Source organism: Streptosporangium lutulentum, from assembly GCF_030811455.1.
Classification (GTDB): domain Bacteria; phylum Actinomycetota; class Actinomycetes; order Streptosporangiales; family Streptosporangiaceae; genus Streptosporangium; species Streptosporangium lutulentum.
This window is the reverse complement of the sequence record NZ_JAUSQU010000001.1, coordinates 935,522-959,694: the sequence shown is the minus strand read 5'-3', so window position 1 is coordinate 959,694 and position 24,173 is coordinate 935,522. Positions and strand designations below refer to the sequence as shown.

Sequence of the window (24,173 nt, the reverse complement as noted above, 5' to 3'; positions counted from 1 at the left end):
CATGATGGCGAGCTCAGACCGGATGTTACGCAAGGTCACTGGACTGGGGAGCCGGTCGGGCCGGAGGTGTGGGTCACCTGCCGGGAAGGGAAGGGAGGCTCCCCTTCTTGATGTCACCGTGGAGAGGAGCCCGGTCCGTGAAGCTCTTCGCGATGCCGCTCCACCCACGCGTAGGAGGCCTTGATCTGCTCGACCGCGCCCGAGGCCCGCAGCCGTGCCATCGCCGGATCCCCTGCCTCGGCCGCCTGGTCGATGCCCCGCCGGCAGCGGTCCTGCCACCACAGCACCGTCTCGACCAGACCGGACCGGTCGGCCAGGCCGTACCCGTCGCAGATCACTTCGGAGCGCCGGCCCACCTCAGCCGGGTCACCGCCTTCCCACCATCCGGCGTACAGGGACGTGGAGCATCATGCGTGACCAGCAGGATCTCGTTACCGTGCCGCACTTCACCCATGCAACGGGGAGTTGGGGAACCGTTAGGGATGAATCAGGTACTGAGGCAGGTTCAGGTGCCAAGGCCTGCGCAGATGCCACGGGTCCGGGAGAGGGCCGCGCCAAATAAGGACCGGAACCGGTGGTAGCGACCGAATCGACCTTGGGCTCGGATTCGGGGTCCAAGGCCGCCATATGGTCGGGAGCGAGGTCAAGGTCGGCCCCGGGATCGGGACCGGCTTCAGGTCTGGAGCCGGGACCGGCTTCAGGTTCGGAACCGGGACCGGCTTCAGGTTCGGAACCGGCCTCGGGGCGGGGTCGGCGTGTGCGGGGAGTCCGAGGACGACCGGGACGACGATCGCGCAGGCCGCGCCGGCCATGGCCAAGGCGACGCGGTGAGTATGGAAAAACATACGGTTCCTTCTGATGGCGCAAGTCCGCGTATCCGTGTGGCACGGGCCGACGATAGGTGTCCTGGTGTGAATGCCGTCACTACGGTGCTTCAGAGTGCGAGTGTTGATGATGAGGCCTCATCAGATGAATACCACCCTAAGTCATCAAACGATCGCTTTATGCGTTCGACACAAGGTATAGAACGAAACCTCCAGTCGCTCTACGCCGACCGACGAGCCTTTCCGCGTAGCCGACTATCACATTGTGTGACGGTCTGGTAGGGGATGTCCGTTCGAGGTGGAGCAGGACGAGCGTGATCGAATCGGCCCTAGGACGATCGAGTGCATCCCCGTCTCCGGTGACGGCCGCCTGTGGGCCGAGAAGTCCGGCAACGGAGCACCCATGGTCCTGCTGCACGGCTCCGTGCATGACAGCCGCCTGTGGGACGGCGTTTTCCCTGAACCCGCGCTCCACCGCACCGCGATCCGGTACGACGCGCGAGGCCTGGGCCGTTCGACGCTGCCGACCGCGCCGTTCCGCTACGAGGAGGACCTGCTCGCGGTCCTCGACCACTTTGGCATCGAGCGCGCTGCACTGGTTGGGCCGAGCATGGGCGGCGAGGTCGCGCTCGATTTCACGTTGGAGCATCCGGAACGGGTGCGATCGCTGATCCTCGTCGCGGCGTCGGCCAGTGGCCACGACTGGCCGCAGTCTCCCGAGATGGACGCCTACACGGCGGCGGACCGCGGGAACGATGCCGACCGCCTGGCCGGGATGGAGCTCGCAGTATGGGCCTCGCTGGGCGACCGGGCGCCGGGATACGCGGCGATCGCGGGCATGGTCACCGAGAACGCCAAGGTGCGGGCGGCCACCGAGAAGGGCCACGTCCGCTTCTCGGAGGTAGGCGCCGTTGAGCTCCTTGAGCGGGTCACGGTGCCCACTACCGTCGTCGTCGGCGATCACGATCACTCGGAGATCGGCGTGATCGCCCGCCGACTCGCCGAGGGCATTCCCGGTGCGCACCTGGAGATCGTGGCTGCGGCTGATCACTATCTGCCGCTGCGCGCGCCGGAACGGCTCATGGACATCATCGTCCGCCGCTGAAGGGGACTGTACGGTTCTCGGCTCTGTCTCCCTTTCGGTGGTGACGGAGCGTCAGGCCAAGAGGATGCGGTGGCGGAGCAAGGTGAAGCCCGCTCGGCCGCGCATCTGGCGCATGACGCGCTTGGTCTTGGTGTTCACGCCTTCGGTGCCGCCGTTGTGGAAAGGCATGGTGACGGCGGCCCGGACGGCGTCGCGGTCCTGTTCGAGGCCGCGGTTGAAGGCATGCAGGGCGGTCGCGGCTGTGCCGGAACCCCGGCCCGGTCGTTACCGGGCCGGGTTCCGTCGTCCTCCGTGCCGGTGCGGTCAGCCGCGGTAGAGCGGGTTGGCCACCTCGACCTCGTTGATCTGCTCACCGGTGAGTACGTCGAACGCGCGCACCACCGTCCGGTCCGGGTAGACGGCCATGGTCAGCGCGCTCGGCGACTCGGGCCGGTCGGTCATCGAGTCCTCGTCCCACGGGTTGTCCGGGCTCGGGCCGAACTCCATCGCCAGCCCCCCGGTGTTGATCGCGGTGAAGCCGTCCAGGTCACCACCGGTGGTACGCACCCGCGCCGACCAGTCCCGGCGGGTCGGCGACCAGTGGCTGTGCCCGCTCAGGAAGATGACGTTGGGGTAGCGGCCGATGATCTGCTCAAGCTGCTCGACCCGCGGGCCGTTGCCGTAGAACTCGCCGTACGTGCCGGAGACCGTCCAGGCGAACGGATTGTGCCCCATCACCACCACCTGCTTGCGCTGGGCCGACCAGTACGCCAGCCGCTGGGCCAGGAACGCCACCTGCTCGTCGCTGATGTCCTGCTGCTTCGGGTCGGTGCCCGTGCCCTCCGCGCCGAGGACGATGATCGGCACCCCGCCCACGACCTTCTCGTAGTACGGCTTCGAGATCTTCGCGCCCCACTTGTTGGCGAACGCGACGAAGTTGTCGACCTGCTGCTTGCGGGTCAGCACCGAGCTGCGCACGTCGTGGTTGCCGATCGCGGGCAGCAAGGTCGGCAGGTGCTTCTGATCGGCGAAGATCGAGCTGACCTCGTTGTACTCCTGGACCTGCTGTTCCTGGTTGTTCTCCTTGGGGCCGCTGATCACGTCGCCGGCGAGCAGCATCGCCTCGGCCTTGGGGGCCTCGCGGTGCAGCAGGTCGAGGGCGCCGTCCAGGTACGGCAGGCCCTCGCCCTGGACGTCGCTGAACACCTGAAGCGTCGTCGCCTTCGCCTTGCCCGACAGCGGGGCCAGCGGGGTGCGGACCACCACGTCGTCGACGGCCCAGAAGAGCTGGGGCCGGTTGCTGGTGTAGCCGAAGCGGAAGACGGCGGTCTTCGCCCGGTTCGGCACCTCGACCTTGACGACCTCCTGGCCGGAGATCACGTCGCCGCCGCCGTTGGCGCTGATCCGGGCGGCCGAGTAGCGCAGGATCTCGGTCTCCGCCCCGCCGTCGAAGGACACCGTCACCCGGCCGACGGCCTTGTGCGCCTGCCGGTAATGCGAAGAGAAGACCAGCTCGAGCTCGCGCTGTCCGGAAACCGGAACGCCGGGGCTGGCCAGCGTGGTGGTGACCGGGTTGGCCGCGTCGACGGTCGCGCCCTTGGCGGCCGCGATGCCGTTGTCGGCGACCGCGATCACGCCGCGGGACCGAGAGAACTGGTTGCGCTGGTCGAGGAAGCAGCGCGGGTCGAGCGGGGCGTCCTGGTCCGGGTCGCAGCCGACGCCGGCCGGCGTGGCGGCGGCGAACCACGCGTCGCGCTCGGTTAATCTCCAACCGCGCCAGTCGGCGGCCGTGCCGTCGGTCTGGACCGTCCAAGCGGCACTGTTGGCGTCGAAGTCACCGCGCCAGACGGTGTGACTGGGGGTCGACTGGCCACCGTGCGTGGACATGGCCTGTGTGGAGATGGTCTGCGCGGTGGCAGCCCCACCGGCCGAGATCAGGGCCACCAGCGTCGCCGCGGCGGCGAACAGGTAGCGGGTACGGGAGGTGCGAAGCGACACGTCGTCTCCATGGAGAAGGAACTGGTGTCCACAGCCTGTCGGCGATGATCGACCTGCGAGTGAACGCCGCGCTCCTGCTCGCCGTCGGCGCGATGAGGTTCGTTTGACGTCATTGGAACGTGACATCGGCCGGCTTGACAGGATGCCTCGAACACATCGGCGGACTCACCAGCGTGTTCGAGGTCGTACCCCTGCTCACGACACCGGCTCGTCGGCGGCCACCGCCCGCTCCGGCTGAGTGACCCCGTGGGCCGGGCCCGTTGAGGTGCGACCGCTGAACACGTGGCCCTGGACCAGCGTGGTGGGGATCCTGGTGGATCACGTGTCCCTACGGAAGGACGGTCAGTGTCTGCGCTGCCTGGTTGAAAGCGCGGACGCAGGCGGTCTCGCCGGTACTGCGCCAGACCAGGGCCCACTCGAAGGGCCGCGCATCGTGGATCGGGACGTAGGCCACATCGGGTCGCGCGTAGAACCGGGCGGCTTGGACGGGGACCGGATAGGTGCCCTTGCCCGCGCCGACCAGGGCCAGCATCTCCTCGGTCGTGGCGAACGCCGGGCCGCGGACGATCGGCCTGCCGTCATCGGTCTGCTGTGGTACCAGCGACGCATCGTAGTAGTCCGGAAGTGTCACCGGCGCGCTGAGCAGGGTGGTGCGAGCCAGGTCCTGGAAGGAGATCGCATCACGGCCTGCGAAGGGATGGCGGGCCGACACGGCCAGCACCGGTTTCTCCCGGGTCAGGACCGGCCCCACGGTGAGGTCGGCCTCGATGACGGGAAGCCCGACGAACAGCACGTCGACCTCCTCCCGGCGTAGTAGCTCGACACCGTCGCCGTACAGGCTTTCCTTGATCCGCACCTCGCAGTCCGGGTACCGATCCTGGAACTCCTTGGCCACCTCCATCATGAACATGCCGGCCGCCGCGCCTATGAATCCCACCCCCAACGTTCCGCCGACGCTGCGACCGGCGGCGATCGCTCGCGCGAAGCCGGTCTGGATCAGCTCGTAGCCCGGCAGGATGTCATCGCGGAGCCGCTCCCCGATCGGGGTCAGTGTCACCTTCCGGCTGCTGCGCTGGAACAGCGGCGCCCCGACCTGCCGCTCAAGTTTCTTGACGGCCTTGCTGACCTGGGCGGTCGAGGTATGCAGACGTTCGGCCGTCCGGCCGAAGTGCAGTTCCTCGGCCAGCGTCAGAAAGGTCCGTGCATCCGGCTGCTCCACACCGATCCCCCTTGTGATCATTTCCGCTCAGGCAACGGACGTTGCCCAGCCGCAGGTTGTTCCGGCGTCACCGTACAGAGATCGTCTAGGGGTTGGAAAACTTCGATCATCTGGGAGAACTCACATGGCCATGACTCTGGTTCTGGGCGGCTCCGGCAAGACCGGGAGACGTGTCGTCAAGCGGCTGACCGCCAAGGATCTTCCCGTGCGGATCGGCTCGCGCCACGGCGGGCTGCCCTTCGACTGGACCGACCGGACGAGCTGGGGCCCGGCGTTGCAGGGCGTGACGACGGCGTACGTGTCGTACTACCCGGATCTGGCGGTGCCGGGCGCCGCGGAGACGGTCGGCGACTTCGCCGCGTTCGCGGCGCGGTCCGGCGTACGTCGGCTTGTGCTGCTGTCCGGCCGGGGCGAAGAGGAGGCGCAGACGGCGGAGAAGGCGGTTCAAGCCTCCGGGGCGGACTGGACGATCGTGCGGGCGAGCTGGTTCAACCAGAACTTCAGCGAGAACTACCTGCTGGAGCCCGTGCTGGAAGGCCAGGTCCTGCTGCCCGTCGGTGACATCTCCGAGCCGTTTGTGGACGCCGACGACATCGCCGACGTGGCGGTCGCGGCGCTCACCGGTGAGGGACACGCCGGTCAGACGTATGAGGTCACCGGCCCTCGCCTGCTCACCTTCGCCGACGCGGTCGCCGCCATCGCCTCGGCGGCCGGCCGCGACATCACCTTCACCCCGGTCCTCGCGGCGGACTACGCCGCCGCGCTGACCGCCGAGGGCGTGCCCGCCGAGATCGTCGACTTGCTCGGATACCTGTTCACCACCGTCATGGACGGCCGCAACGCCCACCTCGGCGACGGCGTGCAACGCGCCCTGGGCCGCACCCCCCGCGACTTCGCCGACTACACTTGCGACACCGCCGCCACCGGCATCTGGAATCGCAAGGACAACATGTGAAACTCCTGCAGACCGTCACACTCCTCGCCTGCACCATCAGCGCCGGCCTGATGGCCGGGCTGTTCGCGGCCTTCGCCTACTCAGTGATGCCGGGCCTGAGCCGCTCCTCCGACCGCACGATGGTCGAGGCGATGCAGAACATCAACAAGGCCATCCTCAACCCCACCTTCATGCTGCTCTTCATGGGATCGATCCCGCTCATCGCCCTGGCCGGCGTCCTGGCCTGGCGCGGGCACGGCGGGCCCGCACTACCGTGGATCATCGCCGCGTTCGTGCTCTACCTGGTGGCGTTCTTCATCACCGGCGGCGTCAACGTCCCACTGAACGACCAACTCGCCAAGGCGGCGGACGCTAAGCACATCGCCGCCGCACGCGAGCAGTTCGAGAGCACATGGGTGTTCTGGAACATCATCCGTGCTCTCCTCCACACCGCCGCGTTCGGCTGCCTGGCCTGGGCCCTGATCGTGTTCGGCGCCCACCGCCTGTCGTCGGCAAGCCAGCAGACATCACCGGCGACCACTCCCTACGAAATGCACCAGACCTCGGTCGGCTGAGCACCACGCGTTTCGAGGCCCAACACCCCCGGCGCCTGACGCGCAGACCGCTTGGGAAGGGGAGCGTCTGGGGTGTGAGGGCTCGCAGGCCACCACCTGGGGTTTGGGGGCGCGGGCCCCAAATCTGACGCGCGGTCCCACGTGACGGACCGGATGTGGAGGCCGTACATCCGGCGGATGGATCGCCGCAACGGCGTGGTTGAGCTGTTCCATCGAGGGGCGGTCTCGGTGCCCGCCTACGGCGCGTTTCTCGCAGAGCACGGCGTAACCGCCGACCAGGTCAAGACCTACGAGGACTTCGTACGGCTACCGCTGACCACCAAGGACAACTGCACCCGCCCCCATCCCCTCCCCGGCCTCTGCCGGAACGGCACCATCGGAGACATGATCGCGTTGTCCTCCGGCTCCACCGGCACCCCGTCATCCTGACCACGCTCGACGGCCGACGAGCAGGTGATCGCAGAACGGTTCGACCAGGTCTTCCGGGACGCCTTCCAGGCCACCGAACGCAGGGCCCTCGCCGTCACCCGCTTCGTCCTCGGCACCTGGGTCGGCGGCCTGTTCACCCTCAACCGCCGCCGCCACCTCACCGCCAAGGGCTACCCCGTCATCACCATCACCCCGGCAGCGACAAACGTGAGACCCTCCGCGTCATCCCGGAACTGGCACCACACTTCGACCAGGTCGTCCTCCTCGGCTATCCACCCTTCCTCAAAGACGTCATCGACAGCGGCACAGCCCAGAACCTGCCCTGGGCCGACTATTCCGTCAAACCAATCACCGCCGGCGAGGTCTTCGCGAGGAATGGCGCACCCTAATCGCCGAACGCACCGCGACGACCAACCCCAGCCACGACACCGCCTCCCTGTACGACACCGCCGACGCCTGCGTCCTCGGCAACGAAACCCCACCGTCCATCCGGATCCGCCGACCACCCCGAAACAGCCAAAGAACTCTTCGGCGAATCACGCCTGCCGGCCCTCGTGCAATACGACCCACGAGTGCGCTTCCTCGAAGAACACAACGGCACCCTGCTCTTCTCCGGCGACAACGGAATCCCCCTCATCCGCTACCACATCGCCGACGAAGGCGGCCTGGTCCCCCACGACCGCATGCTCGACTTCCTCCACGAGCACGGCTTCCACCCCCGCGTGGAAGGCCCCGCCCTGCCCTTCGCCTACGTCTTCGGCCGCAGCCACTTCACCGTCTCCTACTACGGCGCCAACATCTATCCGGAGAACATCGCCATCGGTTTGGAGCAACCCGAGGTCAGCACCATGGTGACGGGAAAATTCGTCCTGGAGGTGGCCGAGGACGCCGAGCGGGACCGGCAGCCGACCGTGACGGTCGAGCCGACGCCCGGCCTGCACGACTCCGACGAGACCGCGGAGCTCATCGGGCTCTCGATCCCGACCCGGCTACGCCGCCTCAACAGCGAGTTCGCCAACTACGTCCCCTCGGCGAAACAGCCCCGGGTCATCCGTCTCCGCGAGATAGGCCACCCCGAGTACTTCCCGCCCGGCGCCAAGCACCGTCACACCCGAGCGTGATCACTCGTCAGGCCACGCGTTCTTTCGTCAGTGCAGCAGCTCGAAGGGATTGACCACGGACACGCCCGCCCCTTCGAAGTCCTTGACGTTCCTGCTGACCAGGGTCCACCCGTTCACCCTGGCCGTCGCGGCGATCAAACCGTCTGCCGTGGGGAGCGGGCGGACGGCGTTCAGGCGCCCCCACTCCTCCGCGACCTCGGAGGTGACGGGAACGATGCGGTCGCTGAACTGCCGGTGAAGCCCGTGGAGCCAGCGCTCCAGAATCGTCGCCTGTGCGGGGTCGCTGCGTCGGCGGCGCTCGACCCCGCAGCGGATCTCACCGACCGTCAGGCTGCTGAGGTAGAGCGTGGGCCCATGAGTCCCGCCTATCCAGTCCTTGACGTGCGGGCTCCCATTTCGCTTGCGTGCTTCGGAGACCACGTTCGTGTCGAGCAGGTAGCCGATGCCCATCAGTCGAAATCCACCTCTCGGGGAAGGTCTCGGTTCCGAGGGAACTCAATGTCGTCGTCCCAGTCGGGGGCGGCGAGAAGGAACCGTCCGAAGTCGGGAGTCTCGCCCCTGAGGCGGCGGTACTCGGCGATGTCGATGACCACGGCCACCTCCTCTCCGTGCCGGGTGACCACCTGGGGACCCTCGCTCACCGCCCGCCGTACGACCTCGCTGAAGCGCTGCTTCGCCTCCTGAACCTGCCACCCGCCCATGAAGACCCCCTGTCTAGTCTGTCTAGACTTAGACTAAGGCAATACAAGATCACATACAGTCACAAGCGCCGCTCGATCGATGCTGACCCGGAAATCACAGCCTTAACTCATGTTGTACGCGGGCGCGCTGCGGTACACGGTGCAGCCGCCACCGGGTGGATTCGACACGTGGCGGGATTACTGGCGCAGTATCGGAGTGCCGGAGGACGAGCTGGGCGAAGGGGACGGCACCGACAGCATCGTCGATCCCGAGGGGTACGGGCCGAGGGTCTGGTTTCAGCAAGTGCCTGAGGGCAAGGTGATCAAGAACCGGTTCCACCTGGATGTGAAGGTGGGCGGCAAGCGGGAGGACGTACCGCTGGAGACCCGGAAAGCGCGGGTGGATGCCGAGGCGGAGCGGCTTGTCCAGGCGGGGGCGTCCGTTGTGCGGGTGCTGTCGCAGCCCGGGGTTGATCACTATGCGGTGGCAACAGTGGATCCCGAGGGGAACGAGTTCGACGTGGTCTGGCGCCTTTTCCGCACGTCATCACGGCTATCCCGCGTCCCCGCAGCACCCGAAAGGCCTCCCGCAGCGCCAACTTCCGCGGGTTTCACGACGCCCTCACCCGGGTTTCATCGCAGCCGAAAATTCAGGTCCTTGGCTTGAAGTAGTGCGTCCCCATGTACGCGCTCACCTGCTTGCCGATCTTCGCCCCCTGCACATCAGCCGAGCGGGTGTGAATGCCACCCCATACCCGGGCCTCGATGACCTCGGCGAGCGCCTGCGAGAAGCTGTGGTAGGCCCTGGTGGCGCCCGCGTCGGGGCTGAACGCGCTGAAGGACAGGTCGTCCCGGCCGAAGAAGTGCGTCAGTGACGACATGCTCGCCCCGGTGGAACAGGTGTGCCCGGAGGTGAAGTCAGGATGCGGCGGCGTGTCGAGCAGGGGCTCCCAGTCGGAATCGGGTGTCGTGTCCGGGTTGCCGTCGGTGCCGGCCTCCCGGATCGCGGTGATCGGCCGCCAGAAGTGCCAGGCCGCCTTCTCGCTGTTGCAGGCGATCGTGGCATCGGCCTTGGACAGATTCACCATCGCGTACATCCGCGCCGTCTGGAGCGTGCTGAGCCGCTGCGTCGTCGCGAGCTGGCGCTTGATCTCCCAGTCGCCCCCATTCCGGTCTTGCCACCAGATCGCGGCCTGCGTCTGGTCCTCGGTCCTGACCGCGCTGGTCTTCGAGCCGACCTTTTTGACCTCGTTGATGTCCTGGGCATAGCGCTTGCCGGTGAGCGTCGGCGGGCCGGAGGTGCGGAACATGGACCCGCTGGGGATCAGGAACGGCTTGAGGTGAGCGATCCAGGCGCTGCTCGAGGCGAAGGCGGGAGGCGTCGGCCGCCATTGACCGGGCTCGGTGCCCACGGCCCAGGTCTGGTCACCGTAGGCCCCGTCGTTCTTCCGCGCCGCGATCATCGCCGAGGCGGCCTGATCGCCGACCGCGATGCCACGCTGCTTGGAACCGCCGGCCGGAATCCCGGCCAGCGCCTCGTCGTACTGCGTCGTCAGCCTCTCCCGCTGATCGGGGAACAACGCGCTCAGTACCCGGTATGCGGCGCTCGCCACGGCCGCGTCCATGGACGCGGCCCCCTTGACGCGAGGCGTGGTCAGATACGGCTGGTACGGAGTGCCCGCGATCGCGTTCACCGCGTCGTAAATGGCCCCGTGCACCATGGCAGCGCTACGGGACTGCTCCGGCGGCTGCTGCTGGGCGACGTCCCACATGGCGGTCTGGGCGTTCCTGTCCCAGACGACGACGGCGTTGGCCCGCGGTGCCCCGTCCGACGCGTACGCAACCGACGAACTCAAGCAAATCGGCGACCCGGCAACGATCCCCGCTACGGCCACCCTGACGGCTTTCCGGCGTAAGCCAGCGGTCAACCTTGCACCACTTAAGTCAGACATGCGAGTAAAGTACTACGCCGGTTTCACCCGTCACAGCAGCCCAACGACCGAATAACGGATAAGGAACAGGTCCAAAGCGATCTTCTACCTTGCCCCGGATTCGCTGCGGGTTCAGCGTGAATGAAGGTCTTCACGACGGAACCTACGGGGTTTCGGCAGCTTCATGACCAGGATCGCGTTGAGTTTTGTTGAGCGCCGAATTGCTGTCATCGGAAGTCTCGCCAGGCAACCCTTATGATCACCGGGTGGCTTTGCCGAGGATTGCAACGATCGTCTTGGCGCTCGCCCTTACGGCCGGTTGCGGAGGCGGCGATGCGGTCACGGCGCGAACGCCCGCCGAGGCGGTGACTCAGCGGATGAAGGGCTCGACCGGTGTGAAGGTCGCCAGGCTCGTCCGCCTGGACTACGGCGAGAACGTGTCCACCCCTCCAGCAGCGGAGGACGACTTCGTCGCGCTGGTCAACATCGGCGAATACAGCGAGAGCCGTACCACGGGAGTCCTCGGCGCGACCGCCTCCGACTTGACCGCAACCTACTACCGGACCAATGTCCCCGATGAGCTGAAAGGCTTTGTCCCGACCGACCTGTCCTTCATGACGACCAGGACGATCACGATCGCAGGCTCCGGCACCTACGAATACCGGGCTGATCGGAAGGACGTTCCCGCGGGCAAGTCCTGGCTTCACGGCCACAGCCCCCGGTGCGAGCAACCGTTGCGCGCCATCGGCTCGCTCGGCGTACGCAACCTCATCTCACCCGAGGTGCTGCGAAAACTGACGGCCCCGGCCCCCTCTTCGGGGGAGACCATCGACGGAGTCGCCACCGTCGTGCACTCCGGGAACAGCTCGCTGACAGAGTTCATCAACGCGGCTCCACACGACGACCCCGTGATCGCCGCCCAATTTCGCAAGCGGAACGACTCGACACAAATCTCCTGGCAGTTGTGGGTCGGCCCGGACCGGCTTCCCCGTCGGGTGCACCTCACCTCGACCCATCCCATGGCCGAGGACAACCAGCCCAAGAGCGCCGTATTCGAGGTCGACTTCACCGACTGGGGCAGCGATGTGCTCATCGACTCCCCACCGCCGGACCAGGCGCACGAGACCGGGACGTGTCTGAACCCGGAGCCATAGAGCCGTTGAAGCATCGGCATCGACTCGTGGAACATGAACCCGGAGACAGCATCGCCGAGACCCGGCTGCTGATCGTCCGTCGACAGAACACGCTCGGCGCGTTCACAGCTCAGGCGGCGCCTCGGCTGCCCCGATTCAGTCGACCCCGGAGTGGTCCGACTCGGGCAACGGGCAACCCGGCCCCGCGGAGTACGAATACCGGCAGGCACCCAAGAACAGCAAAAGACAACTATCCTCCTATTTACCCAAATATGGACATAACTACCAAAATGGGGCAAAATAGGACAAGTTCGAGCGCCTGCAACATCGAAAGGTTGATCAATGAGCAACGACGCCGTGTGGGTACGTGGCGTGACAGGCATACAGATGCACCACACCACAGACCTCCAGGACGCCGGCCGATTCATGGTCAACGCGGCGATGGCGCTGCGGGCCGCGCATGTGCGGACCGGCGACGATCGGTACTCCAGTCTCGCCGCCCAGCTCAAGGCCATAGCGACGGAGGCCCGGGGGCTGGAGACCCAGGCCCGCGCGAGCCTGCACGGGCTGCACTCGGTCGATCCCGAGCAGTTCGTCCGCTGCCGCGAGGGCGAGGAGCCGTGGCCCGACGAGATCCAGGCCGGATTCGTTCCGCGCCACACCTGCAACGATCAGTGCCTGTACCACGACCACGATGTTCTCGACGCCATCATGCAGTGCACGTGCGGGCGACCCCCGTGCCGGGCGTGCGCCATCGGCGGCAAGCCGTAGAGCGCACGGGTTCGACGGATCGCGTCACGCGCCTCCCTTGATCGGCATAGCCGGGATCCCTGACGTGACTCCGCCCGACGCACGCCGCGACGGTGTCGTCCGGCGGGTCCCCTCCGCCGAGGCCCCGTTAATCGACGAGCAGCCGCTCGCGCAGCTCGCGAGCGCTGACGTCGAGCGCCTTGTCCAGGTATCGGTCGAAGGAACCGTACTTGGCCTTGACTTCGGCGAAGCCCGCGTCCAGGTACTCCTTCCGCACGTCCATGAGGGGCTTGTAGATCGGCCGCTGCGCCTCAGGCATCTGGGCCAGCGCGGCGGCGTTCTCGGCGGCCCGGTAGGTGTTGCTGAGCAGGTAGTCCTGCATGACGGTGCTCTTCGGGACGCCGAGCGCGGTCAGGATGGCGGCGCTGGCCCAGCCGGTGCGGTCCTTACCGGCCGTGCAGTGGTAGAGCAGCCCGCTGCCGTGGCCGACGGCGGTGAGCAGGGAGCCGTAGGCGGCGCGGCCGGATTCCGAGGACACCATGGCCTTCTCGCCGTCGGTCATGAGCTTGACGGCCGCCTCGGGCGTGGGGATCGACACGTTTCCGGTGTCGGTGGTGCCGGTGACGTTGGCCGTCACGGCCTTGACGCCCCGCGGGAGCCGATCGGGGCTGGCGCTCTGCTCGGACGGCGTGCGCAGGTCGTAGACGGTACGCAGGCCGAGCCGGGTGAGCTTGGCCATGTCGGCGTCGGTCAGCTTGCTCAGGTCGCCAGAGCGGTAGAGGACGCCCATGCGCACCCAGCTGCCGTCGGCGGTGCGGTAGCCGCCGGCGTCCCGGAGGTTCGGGGCGGAGGCCAGGTGCAGGGAGCGATCGGCGAGGGTCAGCGGGTGGCCGTGGTCGGGCACCAGCTCGAACCACCACCGGTCGGCCGCGCCGAGCCCGCGTACGGTGACCGTCATCCGGCCCGCGCCGGTCGCCACGGGGTGCTTGTGTGAGATCCGGTCCTGGGAGGTCCCCGCGTAAACCGTGACCCGCTGGACCTTCGAGGTGTTCCAGGTGATGGTGTACGTGCCGTTGTCGTTCTGGGTGACGGTGGCGGCGGTGAACGGGATGTGCTGCTCCGCCCGCTGGTGAACGGGGTTGTGGACGGCCGCCGCGGAGGCCGGAGCCGCGGCCCCGGCCGCGGTCAGCAGGGTGCTCGCCAGCACTGCGGTGGCGAGACGGGCGGCACGGGTGCGATGCATCGACAACATGTCGATCGACGTTACGGTCGTACAGTAACTGGATCTATCGGACAAGAAAAAAGGAAGTACTTTAAGGATGAACTCTTCTGGTCGGCGTTCGGTCCTGTCCGAACTCCCCGGCAGGGGATCGTCGCGGCACCGGGCCGGCAGGCGCGGCCTCGCCGCGTGACCCACGGGGTGGGTCACGCGCTGGTCGGCGCGCCCGCGTCCGCGAGGATGTCTCGCGCCGGCAGCGCGGCGCTCTGGGCGGCGGTCGGACCGGAGGGCCAGGTGATCACCCGGCGTTCGCGGGGCGACGACGGCGGCAGGCCACGCCTTCGACCAGGGTCAGTACGCGACGGTGAACCTGGTCCTGTGGTGCTTGGGCCGTTCGGCCTCGTCCAGCAGGGCGACCGCGAGGTCCTCCACGGAGATCGACGAGTTGCCTTCGGCGTCGACCAGCAGTTCGTCGGCGCCCAGGCGATACGTGCCGGTGCGCTTCCCCGGTTCCAGCAGCGCGGCCGGGCTCAGGTAGGCCCAGTCCACCTCGGTCTCGGAACGGCAGGCCTCCAGCTGGTCGTTGCACGCCAGCGCGATGTCCCGCCAGGCGGCGGGGAACTCCGGGTCGTCGATCACGGTGGCGCCACCGGTGCCGGGCACGGTCAGGCTGCCGGCGCCGCCGACGACCAGTAGCCGGACGCCGGTCCGGGCCAGTCCGGCCAGCAGTGCCCTGGCGGTCGCGGCAAGCTCGCCCTCCCTGCCGGGCACCGGGCGGGTCGCGCTGATCACGACGTCCTGGCCGGCGCTCAGCTCGGCCACGCTTCCGGCGTTTCCGGCGTCGCCGGTACGGATGCCGGCCGCGGCGGGCAGTTCGTGGGGACGGGCCGGGTCCCGCACCACGGCGGTGACCTGGTGACCGTGGGACAGCGCCTCGGCCACCACCCGGCTGCCTACGTTTCCGGCCGCTCCGAACACGGTGATGCGCATGATTCTCAGCTCCTTGCGGATTGGCTGGTTGATGAGGCACGCCGTGACGTGCCAGAACGAGAGCCGGTTGCTTGGCCCGGGGTGTTTCGGGCCGCCGAGGTCACGGTTGACCGCGATGGCCCGGCCGGCGGGCTCCGCCCCGCCGGAGACGCGGGTCGTGCCGGGGAGAACCGGCTCATCCCATGGAGCGTTCCTCCTAGGACGCCCGGTTGTACTCCGAGGTCACCGCCGGGACGGTCGCCCGATCGGTGACGCGACGGTGCGGTGGCTCGCCGCGGGCGCTGCGGGTCTGTGCCGCGACGAGGGCGGCGAGGACGACGAGCCCGCCCAGCGCCTGTGCGACGGTGAGGTCCTGGCCGAGAACGAGCCAGCCCAGTGAGGTGGCGACCAGAGGGCTGAGCAGGCCGAGGAAGGTGACCTCGGTGGGAGACAGCGCGCGGATCCCCCGGAACCAGAGGGCATAGGCCAGGGCGGAGCCGATGATCGCGAGGTAGCCGTATCCGGCCAGGTTCGCGGTGCTCAGCGCCGCGGGCGGTGGCCCTTCGACCAGGAGCGCGACCGGGAGCAGCAGCAGGCCGCCCGCGGCGAGTTGCCAGCCGGTGGTCGCGAGCAGGGGCGCGGGTGAGCGCCACCGTTTGCTGAGGACGACCCCGGTGGCCATGACGGCCGCGCCGCCGGCCGCGGCGGCGATGCCGAGGCCGTCCAGTCGCGCGTCGGCTCGGAGGACGAGCAGGCTGACCCCGGCCACACCCGCGACGGCGGCGATCATGGTGCGCGGGGACAGGCGCTCACCGAGCAGGCCGGCGGAAAGACCGGCGACCAGGAGGGGTTGCAGCGCGCCGACGGTCGCGGCGACCCCGCCGGGCAGCCGGTAGGCGGCGACGAACAGCAGCGCGAAGAACGCCCCGATGTTGAGGGCGCCGAGCACCGCCGCGCGCCACCACCACACGCCCCGGGGCAGCCGCCGGGTGAGGGCGACGAGCACGAGGCCGGCGGGAAGCGCCCGCACCACCGCCGCCAGCAGCGGGCGGTCCGGTGGCAACAGCTCGGTGGTGACGAGATAGGTGGTTCCCCAGATGACGGGCGCCAGCGCGGTCACCATGACGATCCCGATTCGATTGCTTAGCACTAAGGCAATGTATCTCACCGCTAAGCAATCGGTAAAGAGATATGCCTCACCGCTAAGACATCAACTAGGCTGGGGCGGTGACAGATCACGTCGACCGCGTACTGGAGCAGTGGGGCAGAGAGCGCCCCGACCTGGACGTGTCACCGATGGGGGTGATCGGGCGACTGACGAGGCTCTCGCGGCTGATCGACGCGGAGCTGCGCCAGACGTTCGGCGCGCACGGGCTCGACCACCCGTCGTTCGACGTGCTCGCCACCCTGCGCCGCAGTGGGCCGCCGCATCGCCTGACCCCCGCCGAGCTGATGCGGTCATCCATGATCACCTCGGGTGCCGTCACCCAGCGCCTCGACCGCCTGGAGGCTCGCGGCCTGGTGAGACGCACCCCCAGTGAGACGGACGGCCGTGGCGTCCACGTCGCTCTCACCGACGAAGGTCGTGCGCTCATCGACCAGGCCCTGCCCGACCACGTCGACACCGAGAACCGGCTGCTCGCCGCGCTCACGAGCACCCGGCGCGACGCCCTCGCGGCCGAACTCCGGACTCTCCTGGAGTCTCTCGGCGACACCACGGACTGACTCGCGCGTCCCGGTCCGGAGGCCCGCGTGCGCCCGGCGCCGACGACAAGGTCGCGGCGGTGGTACGGCCCGGCCCGTGGGGGGTTCCGCCGGACCCCCTGTGGGCCGTACCCCGGGTGAGAGCGGACCTCCCCCATCGCCCTGAGGCGACCTCCGGCGGTGGTTACCTGAGGTGTGGCCCCCTATGGTGACCAGGCCGAAGAGGCGGTGGCACCACAGGAGCGGCCGGTGAAACCGAAGACGAGGGAAGAGAAAGATGAAGCGCAGGATTCTCGGCGGAACAGGCATGTCGGTCAGCGAACTGGCCCTTGGGGCGATGATGTTCGGAGCCATGGGCAACACCGACCACGACGAATCGATCCGCATGATTCACACGGCCCTGGACGCCGGCGTCAACTTCGTCGACACGGCCGACGTCTACTCCCGGGGTGAGTCGGAGGAGATCGTCGGCAAGGCGCTCAAGGGACGGCGGGACGACGTCGTGCTCGCGACGAAGTTCGCGCTCCCCATGGGGCCCGACGACAACCATCGCGGAGGCTCGGCCCGGTGGATCAAACGCGCCGTGGAGGACAGCCTGCGGCGGCTCGGCACCGACCATATCGATCTCTACCAGATGCACCGGCCGGACCCCGACACCGACCTCGACGAGACGCTCTCAGCGCTGTCGGAGCTGGTCCGCGCGGGCAAGGTGCGGGCGATCGGCTCCTCGACGTTCCCCACCGAGCTGATCGTCGAGGCGCAGTGGATCGCCGACAAGCGCGGTCACCACCGCTTCCGCACGGAGCAGCCGAGATATTCGATCCTCACCAGGACCATCGAGGCCGCCATGCTGCCCGCGGCGCAGCGTCACGGCATGGGGGTCCTGACCTACGGGCCGCTCAGCAGTGGCTGGCTGTCGGGGCGCACGGACCTGACAGGGGGCCACCGCGCGACGCTGTCTCCGCAGGCCTTCGACCTGACCACGCCCGCCAACCAGGCCAGGGCGCAGGTCGTCCAGCTCCTCACGGAGCTCGCCGCCGAGGCGGGGATGCCGCTGACGCACCTGGCCACCGCGTTCGTCCGGTCGCACCCGGCTGTCACCTCCGTCCTGATCGGCCCCCGGAGGCCCGAACAGCTCGATGACCTTCTGGCGAGCGCGGACGTGGAACTGAGCGAGGACGTGCTCGACCGGATCGACGAGATCGTGCCTCCCGGCACCGAGATCAACCCGGCGGACAACTACGTCGACGTACCGCCGGCGATCGCGGACAAGCGCCTGCGCCGCCGCTGACCGGCCCCGGGGATCCCCCTTCCCGGCCGTCGCGCCACGATCGCCTCGGAAGGCTACTCGGGCCTTGTCCCGGCCGGCGTTCGAGGCTGATCGACCTTGTTGACGACAGTGTCGTCGGGGTCGAGCCGTCGCCCATCCGCGGAGCGGACCTCCAGCGCACGCAGGGGCCGCCCGCGCCGGCGGTCGATCAGCTCCGAGTGCGGTTCGTCGGGCTCGAAGAAGTGTCCTTCGCCCCACTGCCGCAGCGCCACGATGACGGGGAAGAGGTCTTTGCCCTTCGGCGTCAGAACGTACTCGTGGTAGGAACTGCCGTCGGCGGCCGGGACGACGTCGAGGATGCCGCCGGCGACCAGGACGCGCAGACGCGCGGTGAGAATGTTCTTGGCGACGCCGAGGCTGCGCTGGAACTCCCCGAAGCGGCGGCTGCCGTCGAACGCGTCCCGCACGATCAGCAAGGACCACCAGTCGCCGATCGCGTCGACTGATCGCGCGACGGGACAGTCACTGTCGTTGAAACGCGTCCGCCTCACCATGACACCCTCCACTTTCACATCGGTTGCAACATGCTACCAGAATGGCTACCGTCAATCTGGTAGCAAGATGAAACCAATTCCTGGGGGGATGCCTGGTGACCGGCAACGACGAGACCACGACACCGCGGACCGCGGGCACGGACAAGGGGACTCCCGGCCCCGCGCTCCCCCGAGGCGTCACCCTGCTCTTCGCCATCGCCTGTGGGACCGCGGTGGCCAACGTCTACTTCGCGCAACCCCTCCTGGTGACGCTGGGCCGCGACTTCGCGATCAGCCCGGCGACGCTCGGCGCCGTCGTCACCCTCACCCAACTCGGTTACGGGCTGGGACTCTTCTTCATCGTGCCGCTGGGCGACCTGCTCAACCGCAGGCGCCTCATCGTGACGCAACTGCTCCTGCTGGCAGCGGCGCTGACGGTGGTCGGCACCGCCACCGTCGCGGCGCTCCTGCTCGCGGGCATGGCCGCCGTAGGACTCCTCGCGGTGGTGACCCAGACGTTGGTGGCCTTCGCCGCCTCGCTCGCACCACCGGCGCAACGCGGACGCGTCGTCGGCCTCGTGACCAGCGGTGTGGTCACCGGCATCCTGCTTGCCCGCACCGTATCCGGGCTCCTGGCCGACCTCGCCGGCTGGCGCTCCGTCTACCTCACCTCGGCGGCCCTCACCTGCGTGCTCGCCCTGGCACTGCACCACGCCCTGCCGCCCCGCGACACCACTGCGCTGCCCATGCGCTACGGACGGCTCTTGCGCTCCACGCTCACCCTGTTCGCGCAGGAGCGCCTCCTCCGGCTCCGCGCCCTGCTCGCCCTGCTCATCTTCGCCGCCTTCAGCACCCTGTGGAGCTGCGTCGCGCTGCCGCTGAGCGCGCCTCCGCTGTCGCTGTCCCATACGGCGATCGGCGCGTTCGGACTGGCGGGAGCCGCGGGAGCCCTGGCCGCGACCGCAGCCGGCCGCCTGAACGACCGCGGGCTCTCCCAGCGGACCACCGGCATCGGCCTGGCCCTGCTCGCCGCCTCGTGGCTGCCCCTGGCCTTCGCCCGACAGTCACTGTGGGCCCTGACGGTCGGTGTGATCGTCCTCGACCTCGCCGTGCAGGCGGTCCACGTCACCAACCAGAGCCTGATCTACGCACTTCGCCCGGACGCGGGCAGCCGGCTGATCGGCGGCTACATGGTCTTCTACTCGCTCGGCAGCGCCTTCGGAGCCATCGCCTCGACCGCCCTCTACGCGGTGGCCGGCTGGGGTGCCGTGTGCGCGCTGGGGGCCGCGATCAGCTGCCTCGCGCTCCTGCTGTGGGCGGGCACCCGGCACCGCATCCCGACCCCGGCCGCCGCCGGCTGAACAGACCGGCCGCTCAGCAGCTGTCTCCGGTCCCACATACGATCTCAGGCAGAGCGCGAAGACCTTTGTCCGCCAGGGATCGTCACGGGTTGTGATCAGTGCCGAGGGCCGCCAGCTCCGCTTTCGCCTCGTCAAGCGATCTGGGCTCCCATGTTTTATACTTCTCCGCCAGCTCGATCGCCCGGGTCAGATGCTCGCGGGCTTCGCCGGTCGCACCGAGCCTGGCATACGTCTGACCCAACGTCCGGTGCATGCCCATCACAAGGTTGCTGCCCTGCCCGCCGGCCTCGGCCAAGGCTGGCTCCGCCACCTCGATGGCCTCCTGCCAGCGCTGCGCGGCGAGCAGAGCTGTGGCCAGGCCTCCCAGGACAAATATTCGTGAGTGCTTTGCCGCAGAAGAGACGACCGGTTGCTCGTCAATGTTCCTCAGCACGCTGCGGTACGCCTCAATGGCCTCGTCCAGCCTGCCGAGACGGAAGAGCGCGGTCGCCACTCCGCCGCTGGCCCAGTAGTAGGTGTCGTGGTAACCGGCGGCTTCGGCCAACTCCCGCCCCCGGGAATACGCCCACAGCGACTGATCGAAGTCGAGGAGGACCCTCCAGGTCGTGGCCGCGTTGCACAGCGCGTCGGCCTGCTCTCTGACCGCGCCGAGGCTTTCGGCGAGCCGGTAGACCTCCATCGCCCGCTCCGCGTTCTCTCTCAACGCCGCCTCCCCGCGGCGGGGTAAGCGGGTGACGAGGAAGGCCCAGACCTGGCGGTTCATGTGCCACAGTTCCCGGCGAGGATCGGACAGCCCGGCGGCGGCGGCACGCGTCAGCCCGAACACCTCCAGCCAGTCGCCCAACCAGTGCTGCGCATTGGCCGCGAACCAGCGCATCGCCTCACCGAGCTCGGCCACCTGCTCGTGCCGGTCGGCGGCGGCCGCCATCCGCAGCCCGGCCAGCCAGGTATCCCTTTCCACCTCCAGCCAGGCCCGCGCCTCCTCCAGCGTGGCAAGCGGAACCAGGCCCTTGGCGTCGGACGGTGGTGCTCCGTAGTCGGGTTCGAACCACCGCCCGGCCACGATCGCGGTCTCCAGCAACCAGTCGACCATGCGCCGCTCGGCCGCCACTGTGGCCCCGGCCGGTTCCTCCTCACGCAACCGCTGGCTCGCATACAACCGGATCAGGTCATGAAAGCGATAACGGTCGGCGCCCTCACGCTGCAGCAGGCCCAGCTCGACCAGATCATCAAGCTGATCCTCAGCCGCGAACACCCCGGTCTGGGTGAGCACCGCGGCGATCGGCGCGGCGAAATCCACCGCAGGCACCAGCGCCAGCCGCCGGAACGTCTCCTTCGCCGGCGGCGACAGCACCGCGTACGACAACGCGAACGCCGCCTCCACCCCCACATCGCCAACCGCCAGGGTCGCCAGCCGGCGATCCTCATCCGACAACCGCTCCGCCAGGTGCCGCATCGTCCACCCGGGCCGAGACGCCAGCCGAGTGCCGGCGATCCGCAACGCCAGCGGCAGCCGCCCGCACAACCGCGCCACCTGCTCCGTCTCCGCCACCGCGCGATCGGCGGCCTCCCGCACGATCGCCCGCAACAACTGCGCCGACTCCTGCGGCGAGAACGGCGCCAGCGCGATCCGCGTCACCCCCTCCAACCCACCCAGGGTGCGGCGGCTGGTCACCACCACCATCCCGGCCCCCGGCCCCGGCAGCAACGGCCGTATCTGGGCCTCGTCGGCGGCGTTGTCCAGCACCAGCAGACACCGCCGCTCCGCCAGGATCGCCCGCAACTGACTGGCCCGCTCCCACTCCTCCTCGGCGATCACACGCGGGTCCACATCCAGCGCCCGCAGCAGCCGGTGCAGCACTTCGGCCGCCGGCACCGGCTCGGCGTCGACGCCCCGCAGATCCACGTAGAACCGCCCGTCCGGGAACACCTCCCGCAGCAGCTCGGCCGCCCGCACCGCGCACGCCGTCTTACCCAATCCCGCCTGCCCGTGCACCACCACGACCGGGGTGGGGCCGTCCACGGACGCCTCCCGTCCCAGACGGCACAGCAGCTCCAGCTCCGCCACCCGGCCGACGAAGTCGCCCAGCCCACGCGGCAGCTCATACAGCCCCGACCGCCCCGGCACCGAGCCGCCCGACCGCGGCCGGCCCGCTCGCGCGGCCTCGTCCAGCTCCGCCCGCTGCTCCTCACCCAGCCGCAACGCCTCGGCCAGCGCCTGCACCGTGCGCCGTTGCGGGCCCCGGCTGATGCCGCGTTCCATGTCCCCGATGGCCCGCACACTCACCCCGGAGGCGTGCGACAGCCCCTCGATCGTCAGCTGCGCCGCCTGCCGCAGGCTCCGCAGGAGCGGGCCGAACGAGCTGACCATCCATCCTCCTCACCACTGCCGGCACCCCGGCCCATCGAGCGGCCCGATCCAAGATACCGGCGTGTCTGAGACCGTCCGTCTCCCCGGGTGCTTCCCCTCGGGGGGCAAGAACCGCTCCACCAGGGCGTGATCACTCGTCAGGCCACACGTTCTCCCGTCAGTGCGGCAGCCGAGGACAGCGGCGGTCGTGGTTCTGCTGCTCTGAGCGGATCTGCCGTGGGCAGATCGGGCTGTGGCCGGTGCGCGCGGTGGCCCAAAGTGAAGGCATGAGTGAGGAACAGAAAGTCCCGTCGTTCAACGAACGAATGCGGCGTGAGCTCTACCAGGAACGTGTTCTCGTGCTCGACGGCGCACTCAACGACGACAACGGCACGTTGCTGGCAACGCAGCTGATCACCTTGGCGAAAGAGGATTCGTCGTCCGATATCGCGCTGTGGATCCATTCCCCCGGCGGATCGGTGCCGTCGATGCTCGCGATCCGCGATGTCATTCGGCTCGTCCCGTGCGACGTGTCCACGATGGTGCTCGGCATCGCCTACAGCGCCGGCCAGTTCCTGTTGTCGTCCGGAACCCGCGGCAAGCGCCGCGCCATGCCGCACGCCCGCGTGCTGATGCACCAGGGCTCCGCCGGCATCGGCGGCGCCGCCGTCGACATCGAACTGCAGGCGGGCGACCTGCGCCACACCCGCGACACGGTGCTCGGGCTCATCGCCGAGGACACCGGCCAACCCCTCGATCGGATCTTCGAGGACTCGCTGCACGATCGCTGGTACACGGCGCAGGAAGCGCTTGAATACGGATTCATCGACGTGATCGTCAGCAGTTTCGACGAAGTCGTGCCTACCGGTCATCGACCCGTCGGGCTCGGCTTCCCGTCCGAAGGAGCCGTCCGATGAGCACCTACACGATTCCGAACGTCATCGCGCAGCATCCTCGCGGTGAACGGATCATGGACGTCTACTCGCACCTGCTGACGGAGCGGATCATCTATCTCGGCACCGCCATCGACGCGGGTGTCGCGAACGCTCTCGTCGCGCAGTTGCTGCACCTGGAATTCGAAAGTCCCGACCGCGAGATCCAGCTGTACATCAATTGCGAGGGTGGAGACCCGAGCGCGATGCTCGCCGTGTACGACACGCTGCGCTACATCCGTCCGCCGGTGGCGACGACGTGCGTGGGGCAGGCGGTCGCGGTCGGCGCCGTGCTTCTTGCCGCGGGCGCTCCCGGCAAACGCGCCGCGCTGACCCACGCCCGTGTCGTCCTGCACCAGCCGATGGGGCAGGGGCGAGGAGCGATCCCGGACCTCATTCTCCAGGCGGACGAGGTCGTCCGCGTGCGCGCGGACATCGAGAGCATCCTCTCCCGGCACACCGGGCAGGACGTCGCGACGCTGCGCGCCGACACGGATCACGATCGCGTGTTCACCGCGACGACGGCGCTGGACTACGGTCTCATCGACCATGTGATCGAGGAACGGCAACCGATCCCCGTGTAGGGAGAACCCGCCTACGCGGCCAGCGCGAAGGCGGCCTGGCAGGTCGGGCCCGCCGGAGCGGTTCCGGTCGGCGCAGCCCGCAGGCTCGTGGCGACCTCGAGCGTCAACTCACCGAGCGTCACGTCCAGGGCACCGGCGACTGCGGCGATCATCTCGCTCGAAGGCTCCTTGACACCGCGTTCCATCTCGGAGAGGTACTGCGGCGAGACCCCGGCACGGCGGGCGGTCTCGGTCAGTATCTCTCCGCGCTCGAGGCGCAGGCTCCTCAGGCACCGGCCGAGCGCGTCACGCCACAGCGGCTCCGTCGGCCGGCGTGGCGCGGTCAGCTCGTGCGGCTGCTCGTCGACGGGCATGGGCGGCCGGGTGGTGTCGGGCATGCGCACATCGTAATTCGGTGGCGCGGTCAGGTCCTATACGTTCCGCCCACCGCAGAACGGCGACCCTTGGGTTTCGCCTTGATGGGAGATGGTGAGCATCCGGCTTGGGCGCCTTGAGGCATGGCGAGATCGTGTTGGTGATGGCGTCGCGGGACGAATCGCGTTCAGGCCGCGGCTGGGCCCGGTGGCGTCCAGG

General features: G+C 68.6%; 25 protein-coding genes and 1 pseudogene. 13 read left to right on the top strand and 13 right to left on the bottom strand.

Features of this window, described 5'->3' with window-relative positions; genetic code table 11:
- Positions 1-113: 113 nt before the first annotated feature.
- Positions 114-356: a hypothetical protein gene (locus J2853_RS04110; RefSeq protein WP_307555119.1), complete on the bottom strand. Its 243-nt coding sequence runs from the start codon at positions 354-356 to the stop codon at positions 114-116.
- A 766-nt stretch (positions 357-1,122) separates the two neighbouring features.
- Here J2853_RS04110 and J2853_RS04105 point away from each other — a divergent pair.
- Complete coding sequence (locus J2853_RS04105; protein WP_307555117.1) at positions 1,123-1,929, top strand: alpha/beta fold hydrolase; 807 nt, start codon at positions 1,123-1,125, stop codon at positions 1,927-1,929.
- Positions 1,930-1,980: 51 nt separating this feature from the next.
- Here J2853_RS04105 and J2853_RS04100 read toward each other — a convergent pair.
- From J2853_RS04100 to J2853_RS04090, 3 genes and pseudogenes are all read right to left on the bottom strand, one after another.
- Positions 1,981-2,157 (bottom strand): annotated as a pseudogene (locus tag J2853_RS04100) (transposase); the annotation flags it as partial.
- A 75-nt stretch (positions 2,158-2,232) separates the two neighbouring features.
- Positions 2,233-3,906, bottom strand: a complete 1,674-nt coding sequence (locus tag J2853_RS04095) for a metallophosphoesterase (RefSeq protein ID WP_307555114.1) — start codon at positions 3,904-3,906, stop codon at positions 2,233-2,235.
- Positions 3,907-4,234: 328 nt separating this feature from the next.
- A complete protein-coding gene (locus tag J2853_RS04090; protein ID WP_307555113.1) occupies positions 4,235-5,125 on the bottom strand; it encodes a LysR family transcriptional regulator in 891 nt (296 codons plus the stop codon).
- 124 nt (positions 5,126-5,249) lie between these two features.
- Between J2853_RS04090 and J2853_RS04085 the strand changes: the two genes are divergently transcribed.
- From J2853_RS04085 to J2853_RS04070, 4 genes are all read left to right on the top strand, one after another.
- Entirely contained in the window at positions 5,250-6,080 is an 831-nt protein-coding gene (locus J2853_RS04085; protein ID WP_307555112.1) for an SDR family oxidoreductase, read from the top strand.
- Positions 6,077-6,634 (top strand): anthrone oxygenase family protein, encoded by a 558-nt coding sequence (locus J2853_RS04080; RefSeq protein ID WP_307555109.1) that lies wholly within the window; start codon positions 6,077-6,079, stop codon positions 6,632-6,634. Before J2853_RS04085 ends, J2853_RS04080 begins: the two co-directional genes overlap by 4 nt.
- A 177-nt stretch (positions 6,635-6,811) precedes the next feature.
- Positions 6,812-7,063, top strand: a complete 252-nt coding sequence (locus J2853_RS04075; protein ID WP_307555106.1) for a hypothetical protein — start codon at positions 6,812-6,814, stop codon at positions 7,061-7,063.
- A gap of 572 nt (positions 7,064-7,635) precedes the next feature.
- The gene (locus J2853_RS04070; RefSeq protein WP_307555104.1) at positions 7,636-8,184 is read left to right on the top strand and encodes a phenylacetate--CoA ligase family protein; all 549 of its coding nucleotides are present in this window, start codon (positions 7,636-7,638) and stop codon (positions 8,182-8,184) included.
- Positions 8,185-8,211: 27 nt separating this feature from the next.
- Here J2853_RS04070 and J2853_RS04065 read toward each other — a convergent pair whose 3' ends face one another.
- Positions 8,212-8,634, bottom strand: a complete 423-nt coding sequence (locus J2853_RS04065; RefSeq protein WP_307555102.1) for a type II toxin-antitoxin system VapC family toxin — start codon at positions 8,632-8,634, stop codon at positions 8,212-8,214.
- Positions 8,634-8,885 carry a type II toxin-antitoxin system Phd/YefM family antitoxin gene (locus J2853_RS04060; protein ID WP_089207040.1) on the bottom strand — a complete coding sequence of 84 codons (252 nt, stop codon included), beginning with the start codon at positions 8,883-8,885 and terminating at the stop codon, positions 8,634-8,636. Before J2853_RS04060 ends, J2853_RS04065 begins: the two co-directional genes overlap by 1 nt.
- 109 nt (positions 8,886-8,994) lie before the next feature.
- Between J2853_RS04060 and J2853_RS04055 the strand changes: the two genes are divergently transcribed.
- Entirely contained in the window at positions 8,995-9,531 is a 537-nt protein-coding gene (locus tag J2853_RS04055; protein WP_307555099.1) for a VOC family protein, read from the top strand.
- Here the strand turns inward: J2853_RS04055 and J2853_RS04050 are convergent.
- Positions 9,515-10,720 carry a vanadium-dependent haloperoxidase gene (locus J2853_RS04050; protein WP_307555097.1) on the bottom strand — a complete coding sequence of 402 codons (1,206 nt, stop codon included), beginning with the start codon at positions 10,718-10,720 and terminating at the stop codon, positions 9,515-9,517. The two genes, J2853_RS04055 and J2853_RS04050, sit on opposite strands and share 17 nt — an antisense overlap.
- Before the next feature lie 341 nt (positions 10,721-11,061).
- Between J2853_RS04050 and J2853_RS04045 the strand changes: the two genes are divergently transcribed.
- Together J2853_RS04045 and J2853_RS04040 are read left to right on the top strand one after the other, a co-directional pair.
- On the top strand, positions 11,062-11,949 hold the full coding sequence (locus tag J2853_RS04045) for a hypothetical protein (RefSeq protein WP_307555096.1): 888 nt from the start codon (positions 11,062-11,064) through the stop codon (positions 11,947-11,949).
- 321 nt (positions 11,950-12,270) lie between these two features.
- Positions 12,271-12,699 (top strand): hypothetical protein, encoded by a 429-nt coding sequence (locus J2853_RS04040; protein WP_307555094.1) that lies wholly within the window; start codon positions 12,271-12,273, stop codon positions 12,697-12,699.
- Positions 12,700-12,826: 127 nt separating this feature from the next.
- Here the strand turns inward: J2853_RS04040 and J2853_RS04035 are convergent, their stop codons facing one another.
- From J2853_RS04035 to J2853_RS04025, 3 genes are all read right to left on the bottom strand, one after another.
- On the bottom strand, positions 12,827-13,930 hold the full coding sequence (locus J2853_RS04035) for a tyrosine-protein phosphatase (RefSeq protein WP_307555092.1): 1,104 nt from the start codon (positions 13,928-13,930) through the stop codon (positions 12,827-12,829).
- A 318-nt stretch (positions 13,931-14,248) separates the two neighbouring features.
- Complete coding sequence (locus J2853_RS04030; RefSeq protein WP_307555090.1) at positions 14,249-14,887, bottom strand: NAD(P)-dependent oxidoreductase; 639 nt, start codon at positions 14,885-14,887, stop codon at positions 14,249-14,251.
- Between the two features lie 196 nt (positions 14,888-15,083).
- Positions 15,084-16,016: an EamA family transporter gene (locus tag J2853_RS04025; protein WP_307555088.1), complete on the bottom strand. Its 933-nt coding sequence runs from the start codon at positions 16,014-16,016 to the stop codon at positions 15,084-15,086.
- Between the two features lie 77 nt (positions 16,017-16,093).
- Here J2853_RS04025 and J2853_RS04020 point away from each other — a divergent pair, with 77 nt between their 5' ends.
- Both J2853_RS04020 and J2853_RS04015 read left to right on the top strand, forming a co-directional pair.
- Entirely contained in the window at positions 16,094-16,591 is a 498-nt protein-coding gene (locus J2853_RS04020; protein WP_307555086.1) for a MarR family winged helix-turn-helix transcriptional regulator, read from the top strand.
- Between the two features lie 256 nt (positions 16,592-16,847).
- Entirely contained in the window at positions 16,848-17,861 is a 1,014-nt protein-coding gene (locus J2853_RS04015; protein WP_307555084.1) for an aldo/keto reductase, read from the top strand.
- Positions 17,862-17,914: 53 nt separating this feature from the next.
- On the opposite strand, the gene J2853_RS04010 is transcribed toward J2853_RS04015, so the two are convergent.
- On the bottom strand, positions 17,915-18,394 hold the full coding sequence (locus tag J2853_RS04010) for a winged helix-turn-helix transcriptional regulator (RefSeq protein ID WP_307555082.1): 480 nt from the start codon (positions 18,392-18,394) through the stop codon (positions 17,915-17,917).
- Positions 18,395-18,489: 95 nt separating this feature from the next.
- Here J2853_RS04010 and J2853_RS04005 point away from each other — a divergent pair, with 95 nt between their 5' ends.
- Positions 18,490-19,734 carry an MFS transporter gene (locus J2853_RS04005; protein ID WP_307555080.1) on the top strand — a complete coding sequence of 415 codons (1,245 nt, stop codon included), beginning with the start codon at positions 18,490-18,492 and terminating at the stop codon, positions 19,732-19,734.
- 82 nt (positions 19,735-19,816) lie between these two features.
- Here the strand turns inward: J2853_RS04005 and J2853_RS04000 are convergent, their stop codons facing one another.
- Positions 19,817-22,105 (bottom strand): ATP-binding protein, encoded by a 2,289-nt coding sequence (locus J2853_RS04000; protein WP_307555078.1) that lies wholly within the window; start codon positions 22,103-22,105, stop codon positions 19,817-19,819.
- A gap of 266 nt (positions 22,106-22,371) precedes the next feature.
- On the opposite strand from J2853_RS04000, the gene J2853_RS03995 reads away from it, so the two are divergent.
- Both J2853_RS03995 and J2853_RS03990 read left to right on the top strand, forming a co-directional pair.
- Entirely contained in the window at positions 22,372-23,001 is a 630-nt protein-coding gene (locus J2853_RS03995) for a ClpP family protease (protein ID WP_307555076.1), read from the top strand.
- Positions 22,998-23,600: a ClpP family protease gene (locus J2853_RS03990; protein WP_307555075.1), complete on the top strand. Its 603-nt coding sequence runs from the start codon at positions 22,998-23,000 to the stop codon at positions 23,598-23,600. The genes J2853_RS03995 and J2853_RS03990 overlap by 4 nt, the downstream gene beginning before the upstream one ends.
- Positions 23,601-23,611: 11 nt before the next feature.
- Here J2853_RS03990 and J2853_RS03985 read toward each other — a convergent pair whose 3' ends face one another.
- On the bottom strand, positions 23,612-23,977 hold the full coding sequence (locus J2853_RS03985) for a helix-turn-helix domain-containing protein (RefSeq protein ID WP_307555073.1): 366 nt from the start codon (positions 23,975-23,977) through the stop codon (positions 23,612-23,614).
- Positions 23,978-24,173: the final 196 nt, after the last annotated feature.

What these genes read in the sequence shown, in the direction of transcription:
- J2853_RS04085 (WP_307555112.1), top strand. Translation starts at nt 5,250, where the DNA reads ATGGCCATGACTCTGGTTCTGGGCGGCTCCGGCAAGACCGGGAGACGT.
- J2853_RS04055 (WP_307555099.1), top strand. Translation starts at nt 8,995, where the DNA reads ATGTTGTACGCGGGCGCGCTGCGGTACACGGTGCAGCCGCCACCGGGT.
- J2853_RS03985 (WP_307555073.1), bottom strand. Translation starts at nt 23,977, where the DNA reads ATGCCCGACACCACCCGGCCGCCCATGCCCGTCGACGAGCAGCCGCAC.
- J2853_RS04040 (WP_307555094.1), top strand. Translation starts at nt 12,271, where the DNA reads ATGAGCAACGACGCCGTGTGGGTACGTGGCGTGACAGGCATACAGATG.
- J2853_RS04010 (WP_307555082.1), bottom strand. Translation starts at nt 18,394, where the DNA reads ATGGTGAGGCGGACGCGTTTCAACGACAGTGACTGTCCCGTCGCGCGA.
- J2853_RS04000 (WP_307555078.1), bottom strand. Translation starts at nt 22,105, where the DNA reads ATGGTCAGCTCGTTCGGCCCGCTCCTGCGGAGCCTGCGGCAGGCGGCG.
- J2853_RS03995 (WP_307555076.1), top strand. Translation starts at nt 22,372, where the DNA reads ATGAGTGAGGAACAGAAAGTCCCGTCGTTCAACGAACGAATGCGGCGT.
- J2853_RS04065 (WP_307555102.1), bottom strand. Translation starts at nt 8,634, where the DNA reads ATGGGCATCGGCTACCTGCTCGACACGAACGTGGTCTCCGAAGCACGC.
- J2853_RS04075 (WP_307555106.1), top strand. Translation starts at nt 6,812, where the DNA reads ATGGATCGCCGCAACGGCGTGGTTGAGCTGTTCCATCGAGGGGCGGTC.
- J2853_RS03990 (WP_307555075.1), top strand. Translation starts at nt 22,998, where the DNA reads ATGAGCACCTACACGATTCCGAACGTCATCGCGCAGCATCCTCGCGGT.
- J2853_RS04060 (WP_089207040.1), bottom strand. Translation starts at nt 8,885, where the DNA reads ATGGGCGGGTGGCAGGTTCAGGAGGCGAAGCAGCGCTTCAGCGAGGTC.
- J2853_RS04015 (WP_307555084.1), top strand. Translation starts at nt 16,848, where the DNA reads ATGAAGCGCAGGATTCTCGGCGGAACAGGCATGTCGGTCAGCGAACTG.
- J2853_RS04035 (WP_307555092.1), bottom strand. Translation starts at nt 13,930, where the DNA reads ATGTTGTCGATGCATCGCACCCGTGCCGCCCGTCTCGCCACCGCAGTG.
- J2853_RS04030 (WP_307555090.1), bottom strand. Translation starts at nt 14,887, where the DNA reads ATGCGCATCACCGTGTTCGGAGCGGCCGGAAACGTAGGCAGCCGGGTG.